The sequence below is a fragment of the Streptomyces sp. R41 genome (genome assembly GCF_041053055.1).
Taxonomy (GTDB): Bacteria; Actinomycetota; Actinomycetes; order Streptomycetales; family Streptomycetaceae; genus Streptomyces.
Window position 1 is genome coordinate 7,377,834 of sequence record NZ_CP163443.1, and the last position, 23,666, is coordinate 7,401,499.

Annotated in this window: 18 protein-coding genes; 14 read left to right on the forward strand and 4 right to left on the reverse strand. The window is 70.8% G+C overall.

Features of this window, described 5'->3' with window-relative positions:
• The first annotated feature begins 110 nt into the window (after nucleotides 1-110).
• Together AB5J53_RS33720 and AB5J53_RS33725 are read left to right on the forward strand one after the other, a co-directional pair.
• Entirely contained in the window at nucleotides 111-2,711 is a 2,601-nt protein-coding gene (locus tag AB5J53_RS33720) for a CHAT domain-containing protein (RefSeq protein ID WP_369249385.1), read from the forward strand.
• Nucleotides 2,704-3,189: a hypothetical protein gene (locus AB5J53_RS33725; RefSeq protein WP_369249386.1), complete on the forward strand. Its 486-nt coding sequence runs from the start codon at nucleotides 2,704-2,706 to the stop codon at nucleotides 3,187-3,189. The genes AB5J53_RS33720 and AB5J53_RS33725 overlap by 8 nt, the downstream gene beginning before the upstream one ends.
• On the opposite strand, the gene AB5J53_RS33730 is transcribed toward AB5J53_RS33725, so the two are convergent.
• The gene (locus tag AB5J53_RS33730) at nucleotides 3,126-4,568 is read right to left on the reverse strand and encodes a cytosine permease (RefSeq protein ID WP_369249387.1); all 1,443 of its coding nucleotides are present in this window, start codon (nucleotides 4,566-4,568) and stop codon (nucleotides 3,126-3,128) included. The genes AB5J53_RS33725 and AB5J53_RS33730 overlap by 64 nt on opposite strands.
• A 157-nt stretch (nucleotides 4,569-4,725) precedes the next feature.
• Here AB5J53_RS33730 and ureA point away from each other — a divergent pair, with 157 nt between their 5' ends.
• The 8 genes from ureA to cimA all read left to right on the forward strand — a co-directional run bounded on the left by ureA (nucleotide 4,726) and on the right by cimA (nucleotide 13,936).
• Nucleotides 4,726-5,406 carry an urease subunit gamma gene (ureA, locus tag AB5J53_RS33735; protein WP_369249388.1) on the forward strand — a complete coding sequence of 227 codons (681 nt, stop codon included), beginning with the start codon at nucleotides 4,726-4,728 and terminating at the stop codon, nucleotides 5,404-5,406.
• Entirely contained in the window at nucleotides 5,403-7,073 is a 1,671-nt protein-coding gene (locus tag AB5J53_RS33740) for an urease subunit alpha (RefSeq protein ID WP_369249389.1), read from the forward strand. The genes ureA and AB5J53_RS33740 overlap by 4 nt, the downstream gene beginning before the upstream one ends.
• 25 nt (nucleotides 7,074-7,098) lie before the next feature.
• The gene (locus AB5J53_RS33745) at nucleotides 7,099-8,136 is read left to right on the forward strand and encodes an agmatine/peptidylarginine deiminase (protein ID WP_369249390.1); all 1,038 of its coding nucleotides are present in this window, start codon (nucleotides 7,099-7,101) and stop codon (nucleotides 8,134-8,136) included.
• Nucleotides 8,137-8,155: 19 nt separating this feature from the next.
• A complete protein-coding gene (locus AB5J53_RS33750; protein WP_369249391.1) occupies nucleotides 8,156-8,767 on the forward strand; it encodes a TetR/AcrR family transcriptional regulator in 612 nt (203 codons plus the stop codon).
• Between the two features lie 116 nt (nucleotides 8,768-8,883).
• Entirely contained in the window at nucleotides 8,884-9,564 is a 681-nt protein-coding gene (locus AB5J53_RS33755) for a hypothetical protein (protein ID WP_369249392.1), read from the forward strand.
• Between the two features lie 22 nt (nucleotides 9,565-9,586).
• Nucleotides 9,587-10,780 carry a TolB family protein gene (locus AB5J53_RS33760; protein ID WP_369249393.1) on the forward strand — a complete coding sequence of 398 codons (1,194 nt, stop codon included), beginning with the start codon at nucleotides 9,587-9,589 and terminating at the stop codon, nucleotides 10,778-10,780.
• Nucleotides 10,781-10,821: 41 nt separating this feature from the next.
• Nucleotides 10,822-12,024 carry a hypothetical protein gene (locus AB5J53_RS33765; RefSeq protein WP_369249394.1) on the forward strand — a complete coding sequence of 401 codons (1,203 nt, stop codon included), beginning with the start codon at nucleotides 10,822-10,824 and terminating at the stop codon, nucleotides 12,022-12,024.
• Between the two features lie 307 nt (nucleotides 12,025-12,331).
• Nucleotides 12,332-13,936 (forward strand): citramalate synthase, encoded by a 1,605-nt coding sequence (gene cimA / locus AB5J53_RS33770; RefSeq protein ID WP_369249395.1) that lies wholly within the window; start codon nucleotides 12,332-12,334, stop codon nucleotides 13,934-13,936.
• A gap of 198 nt (nucleotides 13,937-14,134) precedes the next feature.
• On the opposite strand, the gene AB5J53_RS33775 is transcribed toward cimA, so the two are convergent.
• Nucleotides 14,135-14,680, reverse strand: coding sequence for a hypothetical protein (locus tag AB5J53_RS33775; protein ID WP_369249396.1), 546 nt, complete (start codon nucleotides 14,678-14,680; stop codon nucleotides 14,135-14,137).
• Between the two features lie 41 nt (nucleotides 14,681-14,721).
• Nucleotides 14,722-16,599, reverse strand: coding sequence for a ricin-type beta-trefoil lectin domain protein (locus AB5J53_RS33780; RefSeq protein WP_369249397.1), 1,878 nt, complete (start codon nucleotides 16,597-16,599; stop codon nucleotides 14,722-14,724).
• A 273-nt stretch (nucleotides 16,600-16,872) separates the two neighbouring features.
• On the opposite strand from AB5J53_RS33780, the gene AB5J53_RS33785 reads away from it, so the two are divergent.
• The 3 genes from AB5J53_RS33785 to AB5J53_RS33795 all read left to right on the forward strand — a co-directional run bounded on the left by AB5J53_RS33785 (nucleotide 16,873) and on the right by AB5J53_RS33795 (nucleotide 21,967).
• Nucleotides 16,873-19,893: a glycoside hydrolase family 3 N-terminal domain-containing protein gene (locus AB5J53_RS33785; RefSeq protein WP_369249398.1), complete on the forward strand. Its 3,021-nt coding sequence runs from the start codon at nucleotides 16,873-16,875 to the stop codon at nucleotides 19,891-19,893.
• Between the two features lie 234 nt (nucleotides 19,894-20,127).
• Nucleotides 20,128-21,480 carry a hypothetical protein gene (locus tag AB5J53_RS33790; RefSeq protein ID WP_369249399.1) on the forward strand — a complete coding sequence of 451 codons (1,353 nt, stop codon included), beginning with the start codon at nucleotides 20,128-20,130 and terminating at the stop codon, nucleotides 21,478-21,480.
• Nucleotides 21,481-21,535: 55 nt separating this feature from the next.
• Nucleotides 21,536-21,967, forward strand: a complete 432-nt coding sequence (locus tag AB5J53_RS33795) for a group II truncated hemoglobin (RefSeq protein WP_369249400.1) — start codon at nucleotides 21,536-21,538, stop codon at nucleotides 21,965-21,967.
• Nucleotides 21,968-22,074: 107 nt separating this feature from the next.
• Here AB5J53_RS33795 and AB5J53_RS33800 read toward each other — a convergent pair whose 3' ends face one another.
• On the reverse strand, nucleotides 22,075-22,506 hold the full coding sequence (locus AB5J53_RS33800) for a MarR family winged helix-turn-helix transcriptional regulator (protein ID WP_369249401.1): 432 nt from the start codon (nucleotides 22,504-22,506) through the stop codon (nucleotides 22,075-22,077).
• Nucleotides 22,507-22,567: 61 nt separating this feature from the next.
• On the opposite strand from AB5J53_RS33800, the gene AB5J53_RS33805 reads away from it, so the two are divergent.
• Nucleotides 22,568-23,653 carry an FUSC family protein gene (locus AB5J53_RS33805; RefSeq protein ID WP_369249402.1) on the forward strand — a complete coding sequence of 362 codons (1,086 nt, stop codon included), beginning with the start codon at nucleotides 22,568-22,570 and terminating at the stop codon, nucleotides 23,651-23,653.
• Nucleotides 23,654-23,666: the final 13 nt, after the last annotated feature.

Sequence of the window (23,666 nt, forward strand, 5' to 3'; positions counted from 1 at the left end):
CACCGGGGCGGGCCCCGTGGGTTTCTCCGCCGCCGGGCCGCGCCCTTTCTCTGCTCCCCGGGCCGCGTCTGTGGGATGGTGAGAAGCGTCCGACGGGGGGTGGGACGTCCATGGAAGTCCTGGATTTCCAGGCCGAGATCACGGCCACGGAACCGCAGGTCTACGAGATCGCGCTGCGCGGTCCCGACGGCGCGGAGACCTCCACTCGTACGCGCCTGCCGCTGTCCCCCGAGGAGTTGCGGATCCTCGCCGCCCGTATCCCGGACGCCGTGATCGCCTCGTCGGCGCGCGTCCGCCGCAGCGCGAGTCCCGACGAACAGCCCGTGCAGCTCCTCGGCCGGAGCCTCTTCGAGACCCTCACCGCCGGAGACGGCCGGGCCCTGCTGGCCGCCGCCCGGCACACCGCCGCACGCGAGGAACGGCATCTGCGCCTGGTCCTGCGCGTCAGACCGCCCGAACTCGCCCGGCTGCCCTGGGAGTTCCTCTTCGACCCGGGCCTGAACGGCTATGTGTGCCAGACCGCCTCGCTCATCCGGCACCCCCAAGTGCCCGTACCCCAGAGGCCGTTGCGCGTCGAGCCGCCGCTCAGGATCCTGTGCATGATCGCCCGCCCGGAGGATCAGGAAGTCCTCGCCGTGGAGCTCGAGAAGGAGCGACTCGGCGGCGCCCTGGAGGAGCTGCAGCGTGACGGACTGATCGAACTGGGCTGGGTCGGCGGCGAGACCTGGCGCGATCTGCGTGCCGCACTCCGCCCGGGCCACGGCCCCTGGCACATCTTCCACTTCATCGGGCACGGCGGCTTCGACCGGGTGGCCCAGGAAGGCAGCCTGGCACTCGCCGACGGGAGCGGAGGCACCTACCAACTGGGCGCCGAGAGCCTGGCGATGGTGCTCCACGGCCATCCGTCGCTGCGGCTGGTCGTCCTCAACGCCTGCGAGACCGGGCGGGCCGGCCCGGCCGACCCCTTCTCCAGCGTGGGCGGCGCGCTGATGCGGGCCGGGGTGCCCGCCGCGCTCGCCATGCAGTACCCCGTCTCCGACCGGGCCGCCGTCGAGTTCAGCCGGAGCTTCTACGAGGCGCTCGCGCTGCGACGCGGCGTGGACGCGGCGGTGATGGACGCGCGCCAGTCGATCCTCCTGGAACTCCCGGGCACCCTCGAATGGGGCACGCCCGTGCTGTACATGCGCTCGCTGGACGGCCTGCTCTTCGACATCGGCCAGGAGCCGGCCGCTCGGCCGACGACCGACGTGGACGAGCTGTACGTCCAGGGTCTCGCCGCGCTCTACACCGAGCGCTGGGACGACGCGGTGGCGGCGTTCCGCGCGGTGGCCGCCCGCGACCGCGCGTACCGGAACAGCGCCGCCAAACTCGAAGAGGCCCTCCGCCGCCGCCGGTTGCACCACCTCTACATCGCGGCCCTGGGCGCCGCCGACTCAGGTCACTGGGACGCCGCGGTGGAGCACCTCTCCGCGATCCTCGACCTCGACCCCGACTACCGCGACGTACGCGGCCGCCTCGAACTCGCCCGCACCCGGCAGGCACGGGCGTCACTGCGCGCGGAGGCCCTTGCCCTGCACGCCGCCGGGCAGTGGGACGCGGTGCTCGCCATCGGAGAGCGCTTCGCCCAGCTCTCGCCGGACGATCCCGATCCGGACGGGGTGGTGGCGGCGGCGCGGCGGGAGGTCGCGGGGCGGACGCCGTCCGGGGATGCCGAGGAGGTGCCGACCCAAGTGGCCGGGCCCGGGGTGCCGAGGGCCCGGGTCGTGGAACTGGCCACGCCGAAAGCCGCCTGGTCGGTCGCCTTCCGTCCCGACGGCCGCAGTGTGGCCGTCGGGTGCGACAAGCGAAGCGCGACGATATTCGACCTGGACGGACATCATCACGGGACGACTCGTCCCCCTCTCGATGAGGCGGCTCTCAAGGGACTCGGCCTGGTCGCGGCTCTTGGGGTGGCCGGTGGTGTGCTGGCAGCGATTCAGACGGCGGGCTCCGACGAGCGCGTCCTGTGCCTGGCGTTCACGCCCGACGGGCGGCGGATCGCCATGAGCGGCAACTCCAAGGTCCGGGTCTGCGACAGCGACACGGGGAAACTAGTGGTGGAGATCGCCGCGGGAAAGTACGACGTGTCCGCGGTGGCGTTCTGCGGGAACTCGCAGCTGGTCGCGGCGAGCCATCACCTGGTCGGCATCTGGACGGTGGAGCGGCCCACCCGGATCGTCAACATCGACCACCAGGCCTCCGTCTACGCGGTGGCCGTCAGCCCGGACCGGACGCGCCTGGTCACCGCCGGGCGCTCCTCCGTGCGGGTGTGGGACGCTCGTACTGGCGATCGGCTGCTGCAGGTCGAATACTCCGCGATGGTGTTCGGGGTGGACTTCCACCCGGAGGGAGGACACTTCGCGACGGCCGGCCTGGACCGCACGGCCCGCGTGTGGGACGCCACGACGGGCGAGTGCGTGGTGGAGCTCGAACTCGCGGACCGCGTCCGGTGCGTGGCGTTCAGCCCCGACGGCACCCGTCTGGCCGTGGCCTCCGGCACGGCGGTGTCGGTCTGGGACCCGACCGCGCGTCGCAAGGTGTTCGAACTCGACGGCGATTTCGGCCCCGTGACCATGCTCAAGGTCGCCTACAGCCCCGAGGGCAGACATCTCGCCGCCGTCGGCGGTGGCAAGGCCTGGCTGATCCCGCTCCCGGAGGAGCGCAGTGTCTGACGAACTCACGCCGCTCACCGAGGACTTCGTCGACCTGTACGTCGACGCGAACGAACCGCCCGGCTCCGAAACCCCCCTGGTCGAAGCCTTCGTCGCGCTCGGCGCCCAGGTCAGGGTCCGGGTCTGGCCGACCCGGCGGGGCCCCGACGAACTGCACTGGCTGTTCCTCGTCGCCCTGCCCCTGCAGTCCTTCCTGGGCGGCTTCGGCGGACGGCTCGCCGACGACGCGTACCGCAGGCTGAAGAGCGCCCTGCACCGGACACCCCTGGATCAGGCCCCGGAGGCACCGCGCCCCGTCGTCCTCCAGGACACCGCCACCGGCACCCGGATCGTCCTCGGTCCCGAGGTGGACGACGAGGCGTACCGGAAGCTGCGCGCCCTGGACCTGGCGCGGTTCCGGCACGGCACCCTGCGCTACGACGCGACCGAGGCCCGCTGGTGTTCCGTGTCCGACGACCCCGAGGACACCGGTACCTGAGCGGTCCGCGCGCTCAACGCCAGGTAGACGACCCCGCCCACCAGCCCCGACAGCACGAAGCTGCAGTCCACCCCGCCGGTCAGCGACAGCAGCGGACCCTCGTACGACGGGAGCGACACCGCCAGCAGACCGGTGAACGCGCCGAGGGCCCACGAGACCACGGCCTGGATGTTCCAGCCGCCGCGGTACCAGTAGACGCCGCCCCGTGAGCGGCGGTTGAAGACCTGGAGGGCGTCCGGGTCGTAGACACCGCGGCAGCGGGCGAAGCCGATGAGGGTGATGACGGCCCAGGGGGTGCCGATGGCGGTCAGCAGGAGCACGAAGGACGTCATCGCGGACTGCGCGTCCCAGGCGTAGTGGCCGACGAAGACGCAGACCGTGGCGACGGCGGCGACCGTGTAGGTGGCACGGGCGCGCGAGGCCCGCGGCAGGATCGCGTCGAGGTCCAGGCCCATGGAGTAGAGCATCAGACCCGCGTTGCCGACGGAGCCCGCGGAGGCGGCGAGCAGGAGCGGGATCAGGTACCAGGTGGGCGAGGCGGAGACCAGCGGTCCCGCGTAGTCGAGGGCCGCGCGGGCCGCGTACGCCGTGAAGGTGCCGAAGAGCTGGGGGACGAGGAGACCGGCGATCAGGCCCAGCCAGGTGGCGTGCAGGACCGTGCGGGAGGAGTGGCGGACCGGGGAGATGTAGCGCGTGTAGTCGCCGAGCAGCGTGATGAAGGCGATCGGGCCGGACAGGCCCGCCGCCACCGCCGCCAGCAGCCAGGTCGGCCAGAAGGAGCCGAGCAGATAGCCGCCGGTCTCCGGGAGCGCGGAGGTGGTGAAGTGCGGGGCGTACGCGATCACGCCCACGACCAGCAGGGCCGTCATGCCGATCGCCAGCACGCGGGACATCGCGAGCAGCACCCGGTAGCCGTACACGGCACCCGCCACGGTCGCCGCGGCGAGCAGCCCGTAGACCACCGCGTACGAGACGCCCGACGCCGGCAGTCCGAACAGGCGGTTCAAGGCGCCCACCATCACGTCGCCGCCGATCCACACGGTCAGCGCGGTGTAGCCGAGCGCGAGGAGCAGGCCGACGACCGAGCCGACCAGACGGCCGCGTACGCCGAACTGGGCGCCGGAGGAGGTGGAGAGGTTCGTCGCGGTGCGGAGCGACACCAGGGCCAGCGGCGCCGTGAGCGCCGTGCCGATCACCGTGCCCACCACGATCGAGCTCACCGACGCCCACCAGCCGAGCCCGAAGGACGGGGGCAGCCAACCGAAGATGATCACGCCGAGACACAGATTGGACCCGAGCAGGATCGACATCAGGTCACGTGGACCGCTGGTGCGCTCCTCGTCGGGGATGGTGTCGACTCCGCGCTGTTCTATCGGCATGGCTGGTCTCCTTCGATCGGCCGCCGGGAAGCTCGCCTCAATGTTTGAGCGACGTTCAATGTGACGCCTTGGAAGGTGGCTCGTCAATGTTTCCGTTTCAGGAATCTGCCCTTTAGAGTGATGCTCTAAAGTGAGGAAGGCAAGGAGGTGTCGTGGCGTGAGACTGACCCCTACGGAGCGTGACCGGCTGCTGCTGTTCTCGGCCGCCGAACTGGCCCGGGCCCGCAAGGCGCGCGGCCTCCGGCTCAATGTGCCGGAGGCGACCGCGCTCATCGCGGACACCGTCTGCGAAGCCGCCCGCGACGGGCGCAGGCTCGCGGAGTCCATCGAGGCGGCCCGGTCCGTGCTCGGCCCCGACGACGTCCTGCCGGGCGTCGCCGACGTCGTCACCGAGGTGCACGTCGAGGCGGTCTTCGACGACGGTTCACGGCTCGCGGTCGTCAGCGACCCCATCGGCGGCGGCCTCGGGGACCGGGCTCCGGGCGCGCTGCTGCCGGGTCCGGAGCACACCGAGCCCGAGGCGGACGTACGGCTCCTCGTGCGGAACACGGCCACCGTGCCCGTCTCCGTCACCTCCCACTTCCACTTCTTCGAGGCCAACCCGCGGCTCGACTTCGACCGGGCGGCGGCCTACGGAATGCGGCTCGCCGTGCCCGCGGGGTCGTCCGTCCGCTTCGGGCCCGGCGAGAGCGTCGAGATCGGGCTGCTGCCCATCGGCGGCGAGCGCATCGCGATCGGGTTCGCCGGTCTGGTCGACGGGCCGCTGGACGCGCCGGGGGCGAAGGAAGAGGCCCTGCGCAGGGCCGCCGCCTGCGGATATCTGGGAGCTCAGCTGTGAATCCCTACGAGTACGCCGCCACCCACGGCCCACGCGCCGGCGACCGCGTCCGGCTCGGTGACTCCGGGCTGACGATCCGCGTCGAGTCCGACGCCCAGAAGCACGGCGACGAGTTCCTCGCCGGCTTCGGCAAGACGGCGCGCGACGGGCTGCACCTCAAGGCCGCCGCCGTCCGTGACACCTGCGACGTCGTCATCAGCAATGTCGTGGTGATCGACGCGGCGCAGGGGATCCGCAAGGTCTCCATCGGCATCCGCGAGGGGCGGATCTGTTCCATCGGGCGGGCCGGCAACCCCGACACCCTCGACGGCGTCGACGTCGTGGTCGGTACCGGCACGTCCATCGTGTCCGGCGAGGGGCTCATCGCCACCGCCGGAGCCGTCGACACGCATGTCCACCTGCTGTCGCCGCGCATCATGGAGGCCTCGCTCGCCTCCGGCGTGACGACGATCATCGGCCAGGAGTTCGGCCCGGTGTGGGGCGTCGGCGTCAACTCCCCCTGGGCACTGCGCCACGCCTTCGGCGCCTTCGACGCCTGGCCGGTCAACATCGGCTTCCTGGGCCGGGGTTCGTCGTCCTGCGACGCGCCCCTGGTCGAGGCCCTCGCCGAGGGCGGCGCGAGCGGCTTCAAGGTCCACGAGGACATGGGCGCGCACACCCGCGCGCTCGACACCGCGCTGCGGGTCGCCGAGGAGCACGACGTCCAAGTCGCCCTGCACAGCGACGGATTGAACGAGTGCCTGTCCGTCGAGGACACACTGCGGGTCCTCGAAGGCCGCACCATCCACGCCTTCCACATCGAGGGCTGCGGCGGCGGCCACGTACCGAATGTGCTGAAAATGGCGGGAGTCGCGAACGTCATCGGCTCCTCCACCAACCCGACCCTGCCCTTCGGGCGGGACGCGGTCGCCGAGCACTACGGGATGATCGTCTCCGTCCACGACCTGAAGACCGACCTGCCCGGCGACGCGGCCATGGCCCGCGACCGGATCCGGGCCGGCACGATGGGCGCCGAGGACGTGCTGCACGACCTGGGCGCGATCGGCATCACGTCCTCGGACGCGCAGGGCATGGGCCGCGCGGGCGAGACCGTACGCCGGACCTTCGCGATGGCCGGAAAGATGAAGGCCGAGTTCGGCGCCCCCGAGGACCACGACAACGAACGCGTCCTGCGCTACATGGCCAAGCTGACCATCAACCCCGCCATCGCGCACGGCCTCGCGCACGAGGTCGGCTCCATCGAGGTCGGCAAGCTCGCCGACATCGTGCTGTGGCGGCCCGAGTACTTCGGCGCCAAGCCGCAGCTCGTGCTGAAGTCCGGCTTCCCGGCGTACGGAGTCGTCGGCGACCCGAACGCCGCCACCGACACCTGCGAACCCCTCGTCCTGGGGCCGCAGTTCGGGGCGCACGGCGCGACACCCGCCGAGATCTCGGTGGCCTTCGTCGCCCAGGCCGCGGTCGACCAGGGCAACGACACGATGCCGACGCGCAGGCGCCGGGTGGCCGTCCGCGGCACCCGCGGCATCGGCCCCGCCGACCTGCGGCTCAACTCCCGCACCGGAGCGGTCGACGTCGACCAGCGCACGGGCCTGGTCACCCTCGACGGCGACCCGCTGCGCTCCGAGCCCGCCGACTCCGTATCCCTCAACCGCCTGTACTTCTTGTAAATGTCACAGCCTCTAAGGATCACCCATGTCTGCTGCCGCCGACGGCTTCCGAATGCCCGCCGAGTGGACCCCGCACGCGCGCACCTGGATGGCGTGGCCGGGCTCCAATCCCACCTTCGACAGCCCTGAGGACCTCGCCGAGTCGCGGGCGGCCTGGGCGGCGGTGGCCCGTACGATCCGCCGCTTCGAGCCGGTCACGGTCGTGTGCGGTCCGGGACAGTCTCAGGAAGCCTCCGCGCTCCTCGGCGCCGACATCGACACCGTCGAACGCGAACTCGACGACGCCTGGATGCGCGACATCGGCCCCACCTTCCTCACCAACGGGAAGGGCGAACTCGCCGCCGTGGACTGGACGTTCAACGGCTGGGGCGCCCAGGACTGGGCCCGCTGGGAGCACGACTCGAAGATCGGCGCGTACGTCAGCGACCTCGCCGGAGCACGGACGTACGCCTCGCGGCTGGTCAACGAGGGCGGTGCGATCCACGTCGACGGCGAGGGCACCGTGCTGCTCACCGAGACCGTGCAGCTCGGACCCGAGCGCAACCCCGACTGGACCCGCGAGCAGGTCGAGGCGGAGATCCACGCCCAGCTCGGCACCCGCAAGGCGATCTGGCTGCCGCGCGGACTGACCGGCGACTATCCTCCGTACGGCTTCGGCACGCTCGGCCACGTCGACATCGTCGCCGCCTTCGCGCGCCCCGGCGTGATCGTCGCGCACGCCCAGCAGGACCCGGCGCACCCCGACCACGAGGTCAGCAAGGAGATCATCGGGCTGCTCGGCGCGCAGACCGACGCCCGCGGGCGCCGTATCGAGGTCGTCGAGGTCCCCGCGCCGACCGTCCTGGAGGCCGACGGCCACTGGGCCGACTACTCGTACATCAACCACTACCTCTGCAACGGCGGCGTCGTGCTCTGCGGCTTCGACGACCCGCGCGACGAGATCGCGGCCGGGATCTTCCGCCGGCTGTTCCCGGAGCGGACGGTGACGCTGGTGGACGCACGTACGATCTTTGCGGGCGGCGGTGGCATCCACTGCATCACCCAGCAGCAGCCGAAGGTCTGAGGAACGACAGGAGCCAGGGATGGCCGGTGCGCGAAAGAACGCGCCACCGCGGGAGGACGTGCTCGTCGCCGCCATGGACATGATCGCCGAACGCGGTCTGGAGAAGCTGACCATGGCGGCGCTCGGCCGCGAGGTCGGCATGAGCAGCGGCCATCTCCTCTACTACTTCCGCTCCAAGGACGAGTTGCTGCTGCAGACCCTGGAGTGGAGCGAGGGCCGCCTCGGCGCCGAGCGGAGCCGACTGCTGGCCGCTCGGGGAACCGCCCGTGAACGCCTCGACGCGTACGTCGACCTGTACATTCCCGACGGTCACCGCGACCCGCACTGGACGCTCTGGCTGGAGGTCTGGAACCGCTCGCAGAACGCCGACGAGGACGCCCGCGAGCGGCAGGTCGCCATCGAGGGCGCCTGGCACCGGGACCTGGTGGCGCTGATCGCCGAGGGCGTCTCTCGCGGCGAGTTCCGCGCGGTCGACCCGGACCGTTTCGCTTCCCGGCTGCGGGCTCTCCTCGACGGCTTCTCCATCCATGTGGCGATCGGTCTGCGCGGTACCGATCGTGGCCAAATCCTGTCCCACGTACGGGAGTTCCTTGACGAGGCGCTGGGGCGGGCGGGACTCGCGGACGCATGACGAGCCGCCCGGGTTGTACGTAAACGAGCGCATTGACCCGAGGTGTGTGGTGCGGTTGCATCCCAGTGAGCCCTCGGCGCGGGGGCGGGGGGAACGACAAGGTTTCGGGGGGAACCATGTCCAGAGCCGCACAAGCGTCCACTGTTTCCGCGGGCGCCTTAGAGACGGCGCTGCTGCTCGCGCTCACGGGAGCCGCAGCGCCGCACCCGCCTCGCGTCGAACGGGCCGGCGTCGCCGCCGACGGTAACCAGGCCGACGGACCGCCGACCGATGCCGCGATCAGTGCCGACGGGCGGTACGTCGCGCTCCCGTCGACAGCGCCTGGCCCCGGCTGCGCGCAGTTTTTCGCGTGTCTGCGCGGGAAGGACCTGACCACCGGCGAGGTCACCGGAATCGACCTCGGCCCCGGCTACGCGCACCGCTCGCCGCTGCTCAGCACTGACGCCGGGCGCGTCGCCTTCACGGCCGGCACCCGGTTCCCGGCCCTCCTCTTCAACGCCCGGGGCGGCCTGTACGGCCACGACGTCCGCACCGGTGCCGTGCGGCGGGTGGCCGATGGCCGCGCCACGGTGGCCACGGACGACGGCCACCGGGTCGCCGTCGCCGACGCGGGCGGGCCGCGTGTGCTCGACCTGCGGACGGGGAGGAGCACGGCGGCCGGCCCGGCGGGTGCAGGGGCCGGGAAGGGCGCCCTGGCCGCCAAGGGGCATGCGATGACCTTCAGTTCGGACGCTGCCGACCCGGTGCCGGACGACACCAACGGCGTGTCCGACGTCTTCGTACGACACATCCACTGAACCCAAACGGGGGACACACATCATGAGCCGCAAAAAGACCGTCCTGACCGGGCTGCTGCTGTCCGGCGTGCTCGGCACGATGGGAGCGCTCCCGGCGCACGCGGAGCCGGACCCGGTGCCGCCCGCCACCGAGCGGATCAGCGTCACCCGGGACGGGCAGCAGCTGGCCGGGGCGTCCTACGACCCGGCCATGGGGGAGGGCCGAGTCGTCGCCTTCACCACGGAGGGGGCCGGCGGGCCGAACGACACCAACGTGTACGTCAACGCCGCCGGCGGTATCTCTTGGGTCAGTTCCAACATGCAGGGTGCGTCGTACGACGGATCGCCCTGCTACAGCGGACGCATGGTCGGCTTCGTGTCCCCGTACACGAAGCCGGGCTCTCCGGGGCCCGACGGCGCCCCGGGCGTCTACATCCGCAACCGCGCGGTCGGCAAGCTCACCGGCATCGGTCACTACCAGGGCATCCGCTTCACCTGGATGGGACAGCCCATGGTGGATCCCACCTGCCAGTGGATCACCTACGCCGCCACGCTGCCCGCCACCGATGCCGACCCGCATCCGCGGCCCCGTGTCTACCGCTTCAAGTTCAACGGCGGCGACACCGCCCTGGTCAGCGAACCCTCGGGCGCGGCGGCGGGGAACCCGTCGATCAACTACGACGGACGGTACGTCGCCTTCGAACAGGGCGGCGACATCTACGTCCGCGACATGGACACCGGCACCCTGGAGAAGGCCACCGTGGCGCGGCACGGCCACGCCGCCGACGGCAGGTCGTCGGCTCCCTCGATCAGCGCGGACGGGCGCCGGGTCGCCTTCGACTCGTACGCCTCCAACCTCGCGCGCGGCGACCGGAACCGTGACGTCAACGTCTTCGTCCGCGATCTCGACGCGGGCACCACGACCATGGTCAACGGCGTGCGCAAGAAGGACCGGACCGCGCAGGCGTCGCTCTCCGGCAACGGCACGCACGTCGCGTACACCTCGGCCGGGAAGTCCGGCAAGGGTTCCGCCCCCGCCGTGTACCTGCTCGAACTCGCCACCGGCAAGACCCAGTTGATCAGCGTCGACCGCTGGGGCGGTCGCAACGACCTCCCGGCCCGGAAGCCCTCCGTCAACGCCGACGGCACCGTCGTGGCGTTCGAATCGGCGTCACCCGATCTGGTGGAGGGGGACACCAACGGAGTGTCGGACGTCTTCCTGCGGACAGTGCAGTGACGCCGACCGCAAAGGCAACGAGAGACCACGGGGGAACAACGATGTACAAGAACAAGCGCCTTGCCGCACTCACTGCCGTCGCCGTCGCCGCGACGGTGGCGCTGACGGGAACCACGGCGAGCGCCGCACCCGGCGCTGCGCACACCGAGCCGATCAGCGTCACGCCCGAGGGGAAGGCCGGCAACGGCATCACGCACAAGGCCGTCATCAGCCGCAACGGCCGCTACGTCGCTTTCACCACGGACGCCGAGGACGTCGATCCCGGCGTCCCGCACGGCGGCATGTACCGGCGCGACCTGCGCACCGGAAAGATCCGCTTCGCGGGGTTCGGGGACCTGCTGGCGGTCCTCAATGACGGCCGCATCGTCTACGCCTACGCCGGCGAAGTGCGGCTGAACGACCTGGACACAGTAGGGGAGGAGACGTTCGGCATCGAGATCCCCGAGGGATTCACCGGGCCGCCCCGCGCGGTCTCCGTCAGCCCCAACGGCCGCTACGCCGTCTACACGCTCGACGAGACCGGCGAGGGCACCGTGGTCTTCCTGCGCGACCGCTTCGCGGGCACCACCGAGCGGATCAGTCACCCCAGGCCGACCTGGGAGCCGCGCAACGCCTTCCAGCCGACCGTCAGCGACGACGGGCGCCGCGTCGTCTACCAGTACAACTACATGAACGGCCCGCGCGGCGACGACTGGGGCGACGTCTGGCTGTACGACCGCACCACGGGCGAGCACACCCAGATCGACCGCTCCTACGACGGCTCGAAGACCGAGCGGGAGTCGCTGAACCCGTCCATCAGCGGCGACGGACGTACGGTCGTCTTCGAATCCAGGGACACCCACCTGGTGCCCAACGACAACGACGCCAGCTGGAACGTGTTCGTGCACAACATCGCCACCGGCACCAACCAGCGCATCCACGGCACCCAGGGCGGCTCCGGCGAGGCCTACACCCGCAACCCCGCGGTGAGCCCCGACGGCCGGTACGTCACCTTCATGTCGGAGGTGGAGGAGCCCAGCGCTCAGTACGGCAAGGAGTGGCCCGTCTACGTGCGGGACCTGAAGAAGGGCACCACCGCCCTGGTCACCCCCGACACCACCGGCGGCACGGCCACGGCCGACGTCCTCGCGGGCCGGATCGCCGACGGCGCCCGCCGCATCGTCTTCCTGTCCGCCGACCCGACGCTGATCCCGGCCGGCGACACCAACGACGGCACCGACGCGTTCGTCCGCCACCTGCGGTGATCAACCGAGTGCTCGCATCCTGAGACGGACGGTGAGCGCGGGGGCGACTTGTGCCAGACTGCCCCCGTGCTCTCGTTCGCCATGATTATTGGCAGCAGGCGCGCCGGTCCGCAGTGACCGCCACGTACGACCAGGTACGGGCGGACACCGTCGTCCTCGACCCGCGCGCAGACCTCTCGCACCCGCGAGAGGTTTTTCGCTTTTCTGGCCCACCCCCAGCCGGGAGCGCAGCGCGAGGGATCATTGGAGGACGGTGGAGCCGGTCATTCCGGTACAGACCGAGATCCAACACAGGAGCCTTGACACCATGACGGAAACCAGCGAGCTCGACGACTCGTTCCACGTCTTCGACACCACCCTGCGCGACGGCGCCCAGCGCGAGGGCATCAACCTCACCGTCGCCGACAAGCTGGCCATCGCACGGCACCTGGACGACTTCGGCGTGGGCTTCATCGAGGGCGGCTGGCCCGGCGCCAACCCGCGCGACACCGAGTTCTTCGCCCGCGCCCAGCAGGAGATCGACTTCAAGCACGCCCAGCTGGTGGCCTTCGGCGCGACGCGCCGGGCGGGCGGCAAGGCGTCGGAGGACGCGCAGGTCAAGGCGCTCCTGGACTCCGGCGCCCAGGTGATCACCCTCGTCGCCAAGTCCCACGACCGACATGTCGAGCTGGCCCTGCGCACCACCCTCGACGAGAACCTGGAGATGGTCCGCGACACGGTCTCGTACTTGTACTCGCAGGGCCGCCGCGTCTTCGTCGACTGCGAGCACTTCTTCGACGGCTACCGCGCGAACCCCGAGTACGCGAAGGCCGTGGTCCGCGCCGCCTCCGAGGCCGGCGCCGATGTGGTCGTGCTCTGCGACACCAACGGCGGCATGCTCCCCGCCCAGGTCCAGGCGGTCGTCGCCACGGTCCTCGCCGACACCGGCGCCCGGCTCGGCATGCACGCCCAGGACGACACGGGCTGCGCGGTCGCGAACACCCTCGCCGCCGTCGACGCGGGCGCGACCCATGTGCAGTGCACGGCGAACGGCTACGGCGAGCGGGTCGGCAACTCGAACCTGTTCCCGGTCGTGGCGGCCCTGGAGCTGAAGTACGGCAAGAAGGTCCTCCCCGAGGGCGCACTGCGCGAGATGACGCGCATCTCCCACGCGATCGCCGAGGTCGTGAACCTCACCCCCTCCACGCACCAGCCGTACGTGGGCGTCTCGGCCTTCGCACACAAGGCGGGCCTGCACGCCTCCGCGATCAAGGTCGACCCGGACCTGTATCAGCACATCGACCCCGAGCAGGTCGGCAACACCATGCGGATGCTCGTCTCCGACATGGCGGGCCGCGCGTCGATCGAGCTCAAGGGCAAGGAACTCGGTGTCGACATCAGCGGTGACCGCGAGCTGGTCGCCCGGGTCGTCGAGCGGGTCAAGGAGCGCGAGCTCCAGGGCTACACCTACGAAGCGGCCGACGCGTCCTTCGAACTCCTCCTCCGTGCCGAGGCCGAGGGCAAGGCCCGCAAGTACTTCGAGGTCGAGTCCTGGCGCGCCATCGTCGAGGACCGCCCCGACGGCACCCACGCCAACGAGGCCACGGTCAAGCTCTTCGCCAAGGGCGAGCGCATCGTCGCCACCGCCGAGGGCAACGGCCCGGTCAACGCCCTCGACCGCGCCCTCCGTGTCGCCCTGGAGAAGATCTACCCCCAGCTCGCCAAGCTGGAGCTCGTCGACTACAAGGTCCGCATCCTGGAGGGCAAGCACGGCACCCAGTCCACGACGCGCGTCCTGATCTCCACCTCGGACGGCGCCGGCGAGTGGTCCACGGTGGGCGTCGCCGAGAACGTCATCGCCGCGTCGTGGCAGGCGCTGGAGGACGCCTACACGTACGGCCTGCTGCGGGCCGGGGTGGAGCCGGCGGCGTAGTCCCGCCGACAGGACGGCGCCGACGGCGTAGGCCCGCCTCAGCAAGTTGGCGTGGGCCGCTTCAGCAGGAGTCCTCGGCGAGCTTCTCGAACTCGCCGAGGCTCATGGCCCGGTCGTCGGTCCGGACCGTCCCGGCCGGCACACCCAGCAGCGCCGCCACTCGCCGACGCACACGGTCGCCTGCACCCGGCCGCCCTCTCAGCACTGGTCGTCCACGAGGTCGTCGAACTCGGCCCGGCTCATCGCGCGGCCGTCGGCCCAGACCTGGCCGGGGCGCAGCGAGGCGAGGTCGGCGGCGCTGAAGGTGAGGTAGCCGTCGTACGGGTCCCAGCTCTGGCGCGCGCCCATGAAGTGCAGGGAGTACGAGCGACCGGGCAGCAGCCGCTGCTGCCCCGTCTTCTGCGTGTGCCAGGCGGACGGGGGAGAGAACAGCGGGAAGGTGGTCCTGCCGATCTCGACCCCGCTCCCCACCGACCAGCGGGTGTTCACCTGCCCGGGGGACGCCGTGCTGGAGGGGTTGGGGACCACCCCACCGTTCTTCTTGTCCTCGATGTACGCGTCCTCGGCCCAGCTGGAGAGGTTCAGGTTCGTCGCGTGATCGCCGTCGCACGGCCGCACGGCCACGACCGGCTGCCCGTCCCTGCCCAGCCACACCGCGGAGAGCGACAGCGCGGCCGGACTGCATCCGCTCAGCAGTCCCAGCCCCACCAACACTCCCGCGGCGGCCAAGCCTCCATGCCTCATGGACCCCGCCCCCTCTCGTCCGGTCAGCAGGGCCCGATGCCCTACTGCAGCCGCCACTTCTGGTTGGCGGCCCCCGTGCAGCTCCAGATCTGCGCCCGCGCCCCGTTCGCCGACGAGTTGTCCGTCACGTCGAGGCACTTGTTGGCAGCAGTATTGACCACGTCCCCGGTCGAAGAGTTGTACGACCAGCGTTGTGCGCCCGTACCGTTGCAGTCGTAGAGCTGGACCTTCGCGCCGTCGGCGGTGGACGCGGAGGTGACGTCGAGGCACTTGCCCAGCGCCTGGATCGAGCCGTCGGCCTTCACCGTCCAGGTCTGGGCCGTCGAGCCGTTGCAGTCGTAGAGCTGTACGGCGGTCCCGTTCGCGCTCGAACCGCCCGCCACGTCGAGGCACTTGCCCGCGAGCCCGACGAAGGACCCCGACCGGTCGCCGCCACCCGCCTGCGTCCCCGACCAGGTGAACGTGGCCGAGGTCTTGCCCGGCAGGGAGTAAGTCGCGTGCTCCGACCCCCAGTTGATGGTCACGGTCTTCGCGGTCGACGCGTCGTTGTACGCGATCAGCGCCTTCGAACCGTCCGGGTTGCGCCACGCGACGTTCGGGACGGAGGAGCTCGCGGTCGACGCGATGCGCTGCGCGCCCGGCCGTACGAACTTCGTCAGGTGCCCCATCGTGTAGTACTCGATGGTGTAGTCGACCGTCCCGCTCTGCCCGTCACCGTTGTGGACCGTGATGAGCCCGGTGCAGGTGCCACAACCCCCGTTGTGCGGGCCCATGTTCTGGTCCACGGCCAGCGACCACTTGGTCACCGACTTCGCCCAGTTCCGGGTGTAGTCGACGATGTTGAGCATGTCCTCGCGCTGCTGGTTGGCGATCCAGGTGCCACCGGAATGCTCGGTGCCGAAGGCGTCCAGCGAGGGGTACTGGTTGTGCACGGTCGTCTGCTTGGTGACGTCGCCGCCGTAGCCGTGCCACGCGATCCCGCCGAAGTTGGGGTGCGAGCGCACCGCCGCGTCGTCGACGGTCTGCGCTGCGTACGAGTCGTACACGTCCCAGTTCCAGTCGTGCGCGAGCACCTTCGTGGACAGCCCCGCCGCCTGGAGCTTCGGCAGCAGCTCGCTCTTCGTGAAGTACGCGAGACCCGAGGCGTTCCAGCTCATCGAGGGGTACCCCGAGCAGCACGTCGGCTCGTTCTGCGCGGTGACGTACGAGACCGGGACGCCCTGGTCGCGGTAGGCCTGGAGGTACTTCACGAAGTACGAGGCGTAGGCCCCGTAGTCCTCCGCCTTCAGCCAGCCGCCGTTGAGCGACCCGCTGTCCTTCATCCAGGCCGGCGCCGTCCACGGCGAGGCCATCACGGTGAGCGAGGGATTGAGCTGGAGGGCCTGCTCGGTCAGCGGCACCACGTCCGCCAGGTCGTGTGCGATCGAGAACTGGGTGAGGTTCGGGTCGGTCTGCCCGGACGGCACGTCGTCGTACGTGTAGCCGTACCGGGCGAGGTCCGAGGCGCCCATCGGATTGCGCAGGAAGGACAGGCCGATGCCGTCGGTCGGTGAGAACAGCTTCGTCATCGTGGCATTGCGCGTGGTCTGCGACAGTGCTCCGCTGCTGTTCATCAGCCAGGCCGCGGTGTCCGTGAAGGACGCGCCGCCGCCGGTGAAGGTCTGATACCGCGTGTTCTCGTCGACGCTGATGTTCTCACCACTGCCGCCGCTGCCGGACTGGAAGGCAAAGGGAGTTTGCGCCTGCAAGCCGCGCACGACATGGCGGCCACCGGTGTCGTCCGTCGTGGTCAGCCAGACCGTGACCTGCTCGCCCGCGGCGTGCGCGGGCACGGAGCCGACCGTGGTCAGCCCGGCGGTCGTCAGCAGACCGGCCAGCAGCAGCCGTGCCGTCCGGGTGGGTCTTCTCAGGAGGCTCATGTGCGCAGCCCTTCTGGGGGTGGGGGAGTGGGGCATGCGAGGCGTGAGTAAATGACGGCTGCGGATGCACGTCAAGGGGTTGCGCGTTCACAGAATGAAGGAACAACTGCCCTGATCCAGCCGCCCATTGGCTGTGTACCGGTTCTGACGTGAAGTCTTGACGGGTTCCCGGGGCGTCAGTTAACTCACGCCGTGATCTAAGTCGTAAGACTACTGAGCCGCAAGAGTGCTGAAGAGCCCTTAAGTGGATTTCCGAGAGTCGAGGGAAGGTCCATGCGAAGAACCGCCCTGCTCGCCTCCGCCGCCCTGCTCACCGGGCTGCTGCCCCTGGCCTCCGCGGGAGCCGCCGCCGGGGCCGACGACCCGGCCCCGGTCCCCGTCGACACCTTCGAGGGCGAGGTCCCGTTCGCGAATCCGCCCGCCGACGGCATCTTCCCCTGGGGCAGTGACACCGACGACCCGCCCCAACTCGCCCTGGCCGCACGGTCCGACGCCCCCGAGGGCGCCAAGGTCCTCACCGGCAGCTACGACATCAGCGGCTACGGCGGCTTCACCCACGACTTCGCCTCTGCCCAGCCGGCCCACGACTGGTCCGCCCACAAGGGCATCCGCTTCTGGTGGGACGGCCAGAACAACGCCAAGAAGATCGCCTTCGAGATCAAGGACGGCGGCGCGAACGGCGAGGCCTCCGAGCTGTGGACGACGTCCTTCACCGACGACTTCACCGGCTGGAAACAGATCGAGATTCCCTTCACCGACTTCACCTATCGCACGGACTACCAGCCCGTCGGCGGCATCGATCAGGTCCTCGGCCTCACTCAGATGTGGGGATACGCCGTCACCCTCCCCGTCGGAGTCAAGGGCCAATTCGCCATGGACGACGTCGAGTTGTACGGCAAGGCCGACCAGTCCCTGCGGGCCTCCGTCACGACCGACTCCGCCGTGTACCCGGTGAAGGAGGGCGGCACGGCCGCGGTGAAGATCTCCGTCGCCACCACCGGCGCCGCCCCGATCGACGAGCCGGTGACCGTCGCGTACGAGAGCGCGGGCGGCACCGCCGAGTCAGGCAAGGACTACACGCCGGTCAAGGGCGAGATCACCTTCCCGGCGGGCACGGCCTCCGGCACCTCGCGCACGATCCAGGTGGCGGCGCTGAAGGACAAGTCCGCCGAATCCGCCGAGACGATCCCCCTGAAGCTCACGGTCACCGGCGCGAAGGCCCCCGCCGAGACCCCGCAGGTCGTCATCGACGCACACGGACTGCCGTACCTGGACCCGAAGTTGCCGGTGAGGAAGCGGGTCGCCGACCTCGTGTCCCGGATGTCCCTGGAGGAGAAGGCCGGGCAGATGACCCAGGCCGAGCGCGGCGCGCTCACCGCGCAGGGCGACATCGCGACGTACGACCTCGGATCGCTCCTGTCCGGCGGCGGCTCGACCCCGACGCCCAACACCGCCGCGGCGTGGGCGAAGATGATCGACTCCTTCCAGCTCCGCGCCCAGGCGACGAGATTCCAGATCCCGCTGATCTACGGCGTGGACGCGGTGCACGGCCACAACAACCTCGTCGGCTCGACGATCATGCCGCACAACATCGGCATCGGCGCGACCCGTGATCCGGGGTTGGCCCAGAAGACGGGAGCCGTGACAGCCGCCGAGGTCCGGGCCACCGGAATTCCCTGGGACTTCGCCCCCTGCCTGTGCGTCACCCGCGACGAACGCTGGGGCCGCTCGTACGAGTCCTTCGGTGAGGACCCGGCGCTCGTCAAGTCCATGGAGACGATCATCCAGGGCCTCCAAGGTGCCGCCAACGGCAAGGACTTGAAGGACGACGACAAGGTGCTGGCCACCGCGAAGCACTTCGTGGGTGACGGCGGGACGGAGTACGGCTCGTCGACGACGGGCTCGTACACCATCGACCAGGGCGTCACGAAGGTCACCCGGCAGCAGCTGGAGACGATCCACCTCTCCCCGTACCAGACGGCGGTCGACCGGGGCATCGGCTCGGTCATGCCCTCCTACTCCTCGCTCGACATCCTCGGCGACGGCCAGGGCCCGGTGAAGATGCACGCCCGCGCGGACATGATCAACGGGGTGCTCAAGGACCGCATGGGCTTCGACGGCTTCGTCATCAGCGACTGGGCGGCCATCGATCAGATCCCGGGCGACTACGCGTCCGACGTCCGTACGTCCATCAACGCGGGCCTCGACATGATCATGGTCCCGTACGCGTACAAGGACTTCCGTACGACGCTGATCGACGAGGTGAAGGCGGGCCGCGTCAGCCAGAAGCGCGTGGACGACGCCGTATCGCGCATCCTGACGCAGAAATTCGAACTCGGCCTCTTCGAGAAGCCGTACGCGGACACCACCGGGGCGTCGCGGATCGGCTCGCCGGCGCACCGGGCCGTGGCCCGTCAGGCGGCGGCCGAGTCCCAGGTCCTGCTCAAGAACGCGGGCGGCGTGCTCCCCCTCAGGAAGTCCCAGAAGGTGTACGTCGCCGGATCGAACGCCGACGACATCGGCAACCAGACCGGTGGCTGGACGGTCACCTGGCAGGGCTCGTCGGGTCCCATAACGGACGGCACGACGATCCTGGAGGGCATGCGGCGGGCCGGCGGTGACGTCACCTACTCGAAGGACGCCTCGGCGCCGACGGGCGGCTACGACGTGGGTGTGGTCGTGGTGGGCGAGACCCCGTACGCCGAGGGTGTCGGCGACGTCGGCAACGGCAACGACCTGGAGCTGACCGCCGCCGACAAGGCCGCCGTCGACAAGGTGTGCGGCGCCATGAAGTGCGTGGTCCTGACCGTCTCAGGGCGACCGCAGCTGGTGGGGGACCGCCTGGGCTCGATCGACGCGCTCGTCGCCTCCTGGCTGCCGGGCACGGAGGGCGACGGTGTCGCGGACGTGCTGTACGGCAAGCGGGCCTTCACCGGTCAGCTCCCTGTCACCTGGCCGAAGTCGGAGTCCCAACTGCCGATCAACGTCGGTGACACGTCCTACGATCCACAGTTCCCGTACGGCTGGGGGCTCACGACCCTCACGAAGGTGCCGGCTGGCGGTGCGGCGACCCTGAAGGCCCTCGCTTTCGTGGCCGAGGCGGCGGACCGAACCGGCGCGTCCGAAGTCGGCCGCGCCGCCGTGACCAAGGCCCGCCTCCTCGTCCAGCAGAAGCTCGCCTCAGCCATCACTCCCGCCACAGCGAAGCCCTTCGCCGACGCGGACCACCTCCTGCTGACCGGCCGCTACGCAGCCGCGGTGGCGAAACTGAGGGAGGCCTACCTGGCCGGCTGAGGACGCTCTCTCGCCCCGACCTGGGGGCTGCGCCCCCAGACCCCGTCCGCGCAGTTCCCCGCGCCCCTTCAGGGGCGCGGGGAACTGCGCAATCTTTTAGCGGGGGTCTGGGGGCGCAGCCCCCAGCTACGGGAATGGGCAGGGGCGGCGGGGGCGAGAACCACCCCACCGCAACCACCCCCCACCGGCTGCCCCGATGTCCATATTTGCGCCCCTTCGGGTAGCTTCGAAGACATGAAGGCCGCACTCACCCGAGCACTCCCGGGCCTGCTGATCGCACTGGCCGTCGCCGTCCTGGCGATACTCGCGGCCGGCGCGCCCAGCGCCCACGCGGCCACCAGCGTCGACACCGTCGCCGCCGCCCTCCGCAAGAGCCCGGTATACGTGGACCCCGCCGCCTCCGCCCAGCTGTCCGCCACGGACGCCGACACCCTCGCCAAGAAGATCAAGAACGCGGACAAGCCCATCTTCGTGGCGGTCCTCCCCGCCGACTTCCCCACCCAGAACCTCTTCCAGAACCTGCGCACCTCCACCGGGATCACCGGCCTGTACGCGATCAGGCTCGGCGACCGCTTCGACGCGCGGGCCGACGCCTCGGTGATGTCCCGCACGGCCGTGCAGAACCTCGTCACCAGCGTCCAGGGGGAACCCGCGAAGACCCAGCTGAACGACTTCACGGACCGCGCGCTCACCAACATCGGCGGCTCGGCCCCGGCGAGCTGGAGCGGCGGCGACACGGGAGGCGGCGTCTCCACGGGCGCCCTGATCACGGTCGCCGCCGTGGTCGTGGCCGGCGGCGCGGGCGCGTACACGCTCGTACGCCGCAACCGCCGCCGCAAGGCGGAGGAACAACAGGCGGCGCTCGACAAGCTCCGCGTGGTCGTGGACGAGGACATCACCGCCTTCGGCGAGGAGCTCGACCGGCTCGACTTCCACCCCGCGGAGGCGGGCGCGGACGACGCGATGCGCGCGGACTACGAGCGCGCGCTGGACGCGTACGAGCAGGCGAAGTCGTCCATGGCCGCGGCCCGGCGCCCCGAGGACGTACGAGCCGTCACCCAGTCCCTCGAGGACGGCCGCTTCTCGCTCGCGGTGCTCGCCGCGCGCCGCGAGGGCCGGCCCGTCCCCGAGCGCCGCGCACCCTGCTTCTTCGACCCCCGCCACGGCCCGTCCGTCGCCGACGCCGCCTGGACACCCGCCGGCGGCGCACCCCGCGAGGTCCCGGTCTGCGCGGCGGACCGGGCCCGCCTCGCCGACGGCGCCGACCCGGCGATCCGCGAGGTCGAGACGGACTACGGCCGCCGCCCGTACTGGGACGCGGGTCCGGCCTACGGCCCCTGGGCCGGCGGCTACTTCGGCGGAGGCCTGCTGCCCGGCCTCCTCGTCGGCACGCTGCTCGGCAGCGTGATGTCCAGCCCCTCGTACGCGGCCGACTACGGCTCCGGATACGGCGACTTCGGCGGCGGCGGTTACGACGGCGGCGACGTCTCGGGCTCCGACTTCGACCCCGGCGACTACGGCGGCGGATTCGGGGACGGCGGAGGCGGCGACTTCGGCGGGGGCGGGGACTTCGGCGGCGGCTTCTGAAGGTTCGCCGGGCGGAACCCGATCCACCGCCTCGCGATGAGACACGATGAGAGGCATGACGAGTCTCTACGAACACGCGGGCGGCGACGAGGCCTTGCACCGCCTGGAGGAGATCTTCTACGCGAAGGCACTCGCGGACCCCGTCCTCAGCGAGGTCTTCCCACGGCGCGAACCGCACCACGTCGACCATCTGACCTGGTTCACCGCGGAATCTTTCGGCGGCCCCGACCGCTTCACCCGGGAACTCGGCTTCGAGCACATCATCGAGGTGCACCGCGGGCTGCGGATCACCGACGAACAGCGCGAACGCTTCGTACAGGTCTATCTGGAGTCATTGGACGAGGCGGCCCTGCCGGACGACGAACCGTTTCGCGCGGCGGTCCGCTCGCACGTCGAGTTCGGCTCGCGCGTTGCCCAGCAGAACTCCCGGGCGCAGATGGACGAGGAACTGCACCCGTTGCGTGAAGTCCCGCACTGGGACTGGTAGTTCACCCGTCACTTCGACTGGTGGCTCACCCGTCACTTCGACTGGTGGCTCACCGGTCGCTGGGACTGGTGTTTCGCCGGGAGCGGTAGGTCACAGGGGCTGGTGGTTCACGCGTCCGGCTCCGTGTCCGCCAGCCGGTCCATCAGCGCACCCGCGAGACGCAGTACCTCCCGCTCGGTCTCGCTCAGCGTGCCGAGCGCCATGGCCAGCCAGGCGTCGCGCTCGGCCATGTCCCGCTCCAGCGCACGGCGCCCGTCCGCGGTGAGCGTGAGCACGGACTGGCGCCGGTCGGCGGTGCCGGGCTCCCGGGCGATGAGCCCTGCCGTCTCCAGTTCGGCGAAGACCCGGGTCAGCGACTGCGGCCGTTGCCGCTCGGCCGCCGCGACCTCGCCCGGCGTCGCGGCCCCGTGCCGCCGCAGATGCCCGAGCACCCCCAGCTGATTCGGGCTGAGCCCGCCCTCGCTCCGTTCCTGCCGCAGCCGACGGTTGAGCCGCACGACGCCGCGGCGGATCTGGGCGGCGCGGGAGGGCTGGTCCATGAGAAGATCGTACGCCACTGCGTACTATTGAGTCAGGGTCGGTCCCCTTACTATCGGCATGGTGACCGAGAAGCTCATACGCAGTGCTTACGAATCGGCGCTCACCATGACGGCCGTGCTGCTCTGCTGGGCCGCCGCCCTGTGGCTGGAGGGTGCCGCCGGACTGCACACCGACGTCCTGGTGCTCGCGGTCGCCCTGACGCTCACCCTGGCGGGCACCCAGCGGACCGCCGACGCCCGCGGACGCCTCACGGCCCTCGTGCTACTGCCCGCCGCGGCCGGAGTCTCGACCCTGCTCGGCCACCTCATGGCCGAGCACTACCCACTCGGCGCCGCCGTCTTCACCCTCGGCATCTCCCTGCCGATCTGGATCCGCCGCTTCGGCCCGGCCGCGACGAAGGCGGGCACCCTGATGACACTGCCTCTGGTCGCCCTGCTCGTGGTCCCCGGCCCGACGCTGCCGCCCAAGGCCCAGTCGACGGTGGTGAGTTGGGGCTGGGCGGCGTTGGTCGGGGTGCTGGCGTGCGGCTGCGTCTGGCTGGTCCAGACGGCGGCGGACCGCTTCGTCCCCTGGCGGCCCGAGCCCGAGCCCGAACGGAACCGCCCTGGACGCCCCTCGCGACTGCGTCCCCGCCCGAGCACCCGCATGGCCCTGCAGATGGCGGCCGCCGTGGCCGCGGCGCTCACCCTCGGACGGCTGCTCTTCGACCACCACTGGCCGTGGATGGTCCTCACGGCGTACGTCGCCGCGAGCGGCAACCGGGGCCGGAACGACGTCGTACGCAAGGGAGTCGAACGCTTCCTCGGCGCCTGCGCCGGCACTCTGCTGGCCACCGGCGTGGCCGCGACCGGAACAACCGGCCGGACGTCCGTCGTCCTGATCTTCGCCGTCCTGGCAGTCGCCTTGTGCCTGCGCCCGCTGAACTACGCCTGCTGGGCCGCGGGCATGACCACGGCCCTCGCCCTCCTCCTCGGCTACTACGGCCAGAACACGTGGAGCCTCCTGCCGACCCGCCTCGAAGAGATCGCCGCAGGCGCGGCGCTGGCGGTGGCGTCGGCGTGGTGGCTGCTCCCGGTGCCACGACGCCGGACACCCGCGCCGGTCGAGCAGGCCTCCGGCAGAGCGAGCCGTCTCGGGCGGACCTGAACACCGCGACGCC

Bases quoted from the DNA above. Each gene is read 5' to 3' on its own strand.
- AB5J53_RS33720 (WP_369249385.1), top strand. From the start codon at position 111: ATGGAAGTCCTGGATTTCCAGGCCGAGATCACGGCCACGGAACCGCAG.
- AB5J53_RS33730 (WP_369249387.1), bottom strand. From the start codon at position 4,568: ATGCCGATAGAACAGCGCGGAGTCGACACCATCCCCGACGAGGAGCGC.
- AB5J53_RS33745 (WP_369249390.1), top strand. From the start codon at position 7,099: ATGTCTGCTGCCGCCGACGGCTTCCGAATGCCCGCCGAGTGGACCCCG.
- AB5J53_RS33750 (WP_369249391.1), top strand. From the start codon at position 8,156: ATGGCCGGTGCGCGAAAGAACGCGCCACCGCGGGAGGACGTGCTCGTC.
- AB5J53_RS33755 (WP_369249392.1), top strand. From the start codon at position 8,884: ATGTCCAGAGCCGCACAAGCGTCCACTGTTTCCGCGGGCGCCTTAGAG.
- AB5J53_RS33760 (WP_369249393.1), top strand. From the start codon at position 9,587: ATGAGCCGCAAAAAGACCGTCCTGACCGGGCTGCTGCTGTCCGGCGTG.
- AB5J53_RS33765 (WP_369249394.1), top strand. From the start codon at position 10,822: ATGTACAAGAACAAGCGCCTTGCCGCACTCACTGCCGTCGCCGTCGCC.
- cimA (WP_369249395.1), top strand. From the start codon at position 12,332: ATGACGGAAACCAGCGAGCTCGACGACTCGTTCCACGTCTTCGACACC.
- AB5J53_RS33775 (WP_369249396.1), bottom strand. From the start codon at position 14,680: ATGAGGCATGGAGGCTTGGCCGCCGCGGGAGTGTTGGTGGGGCTGGGA.
- AB5J53_RS33780 (WP_369249397.1), bottom strand. From the start codon at position 16,599: ATGAGCCTCCTGAGAAGACCCACCCGGACGGCACGGCTGCTGCTGGCC.
- AB5J53_RS33785 (WP_369249398.1), top strand. From the start codon at position 16,873: ATGCGAAGAACCGCCCTGCTCGCCTCCGCCGCCCTGCTCACCGGGCTG.
- AB5J53_RS33790 (WP_369249399.1), top strand. From the start codon at position 20,128: ATGAAGGCCGCACTCACCCGAGCACTCCCGGGCCTGCTGATCGCACTG.
- AB5J53_RS33795 (WP_369249400.1), top strand. From the start codon at position 21,536: ATGACGAGTCTCTACGAACACGCGGGCGGCGACGAGGCCTTGCACCGC.
- AB5J53_RS33800 (WP_369249401.1), bottom strand. From the start codon at position 22,506: ATGGACCAGCCCTCCCGCGCCGCCCAGATCCGCCGCGGCGTCGTGCGG.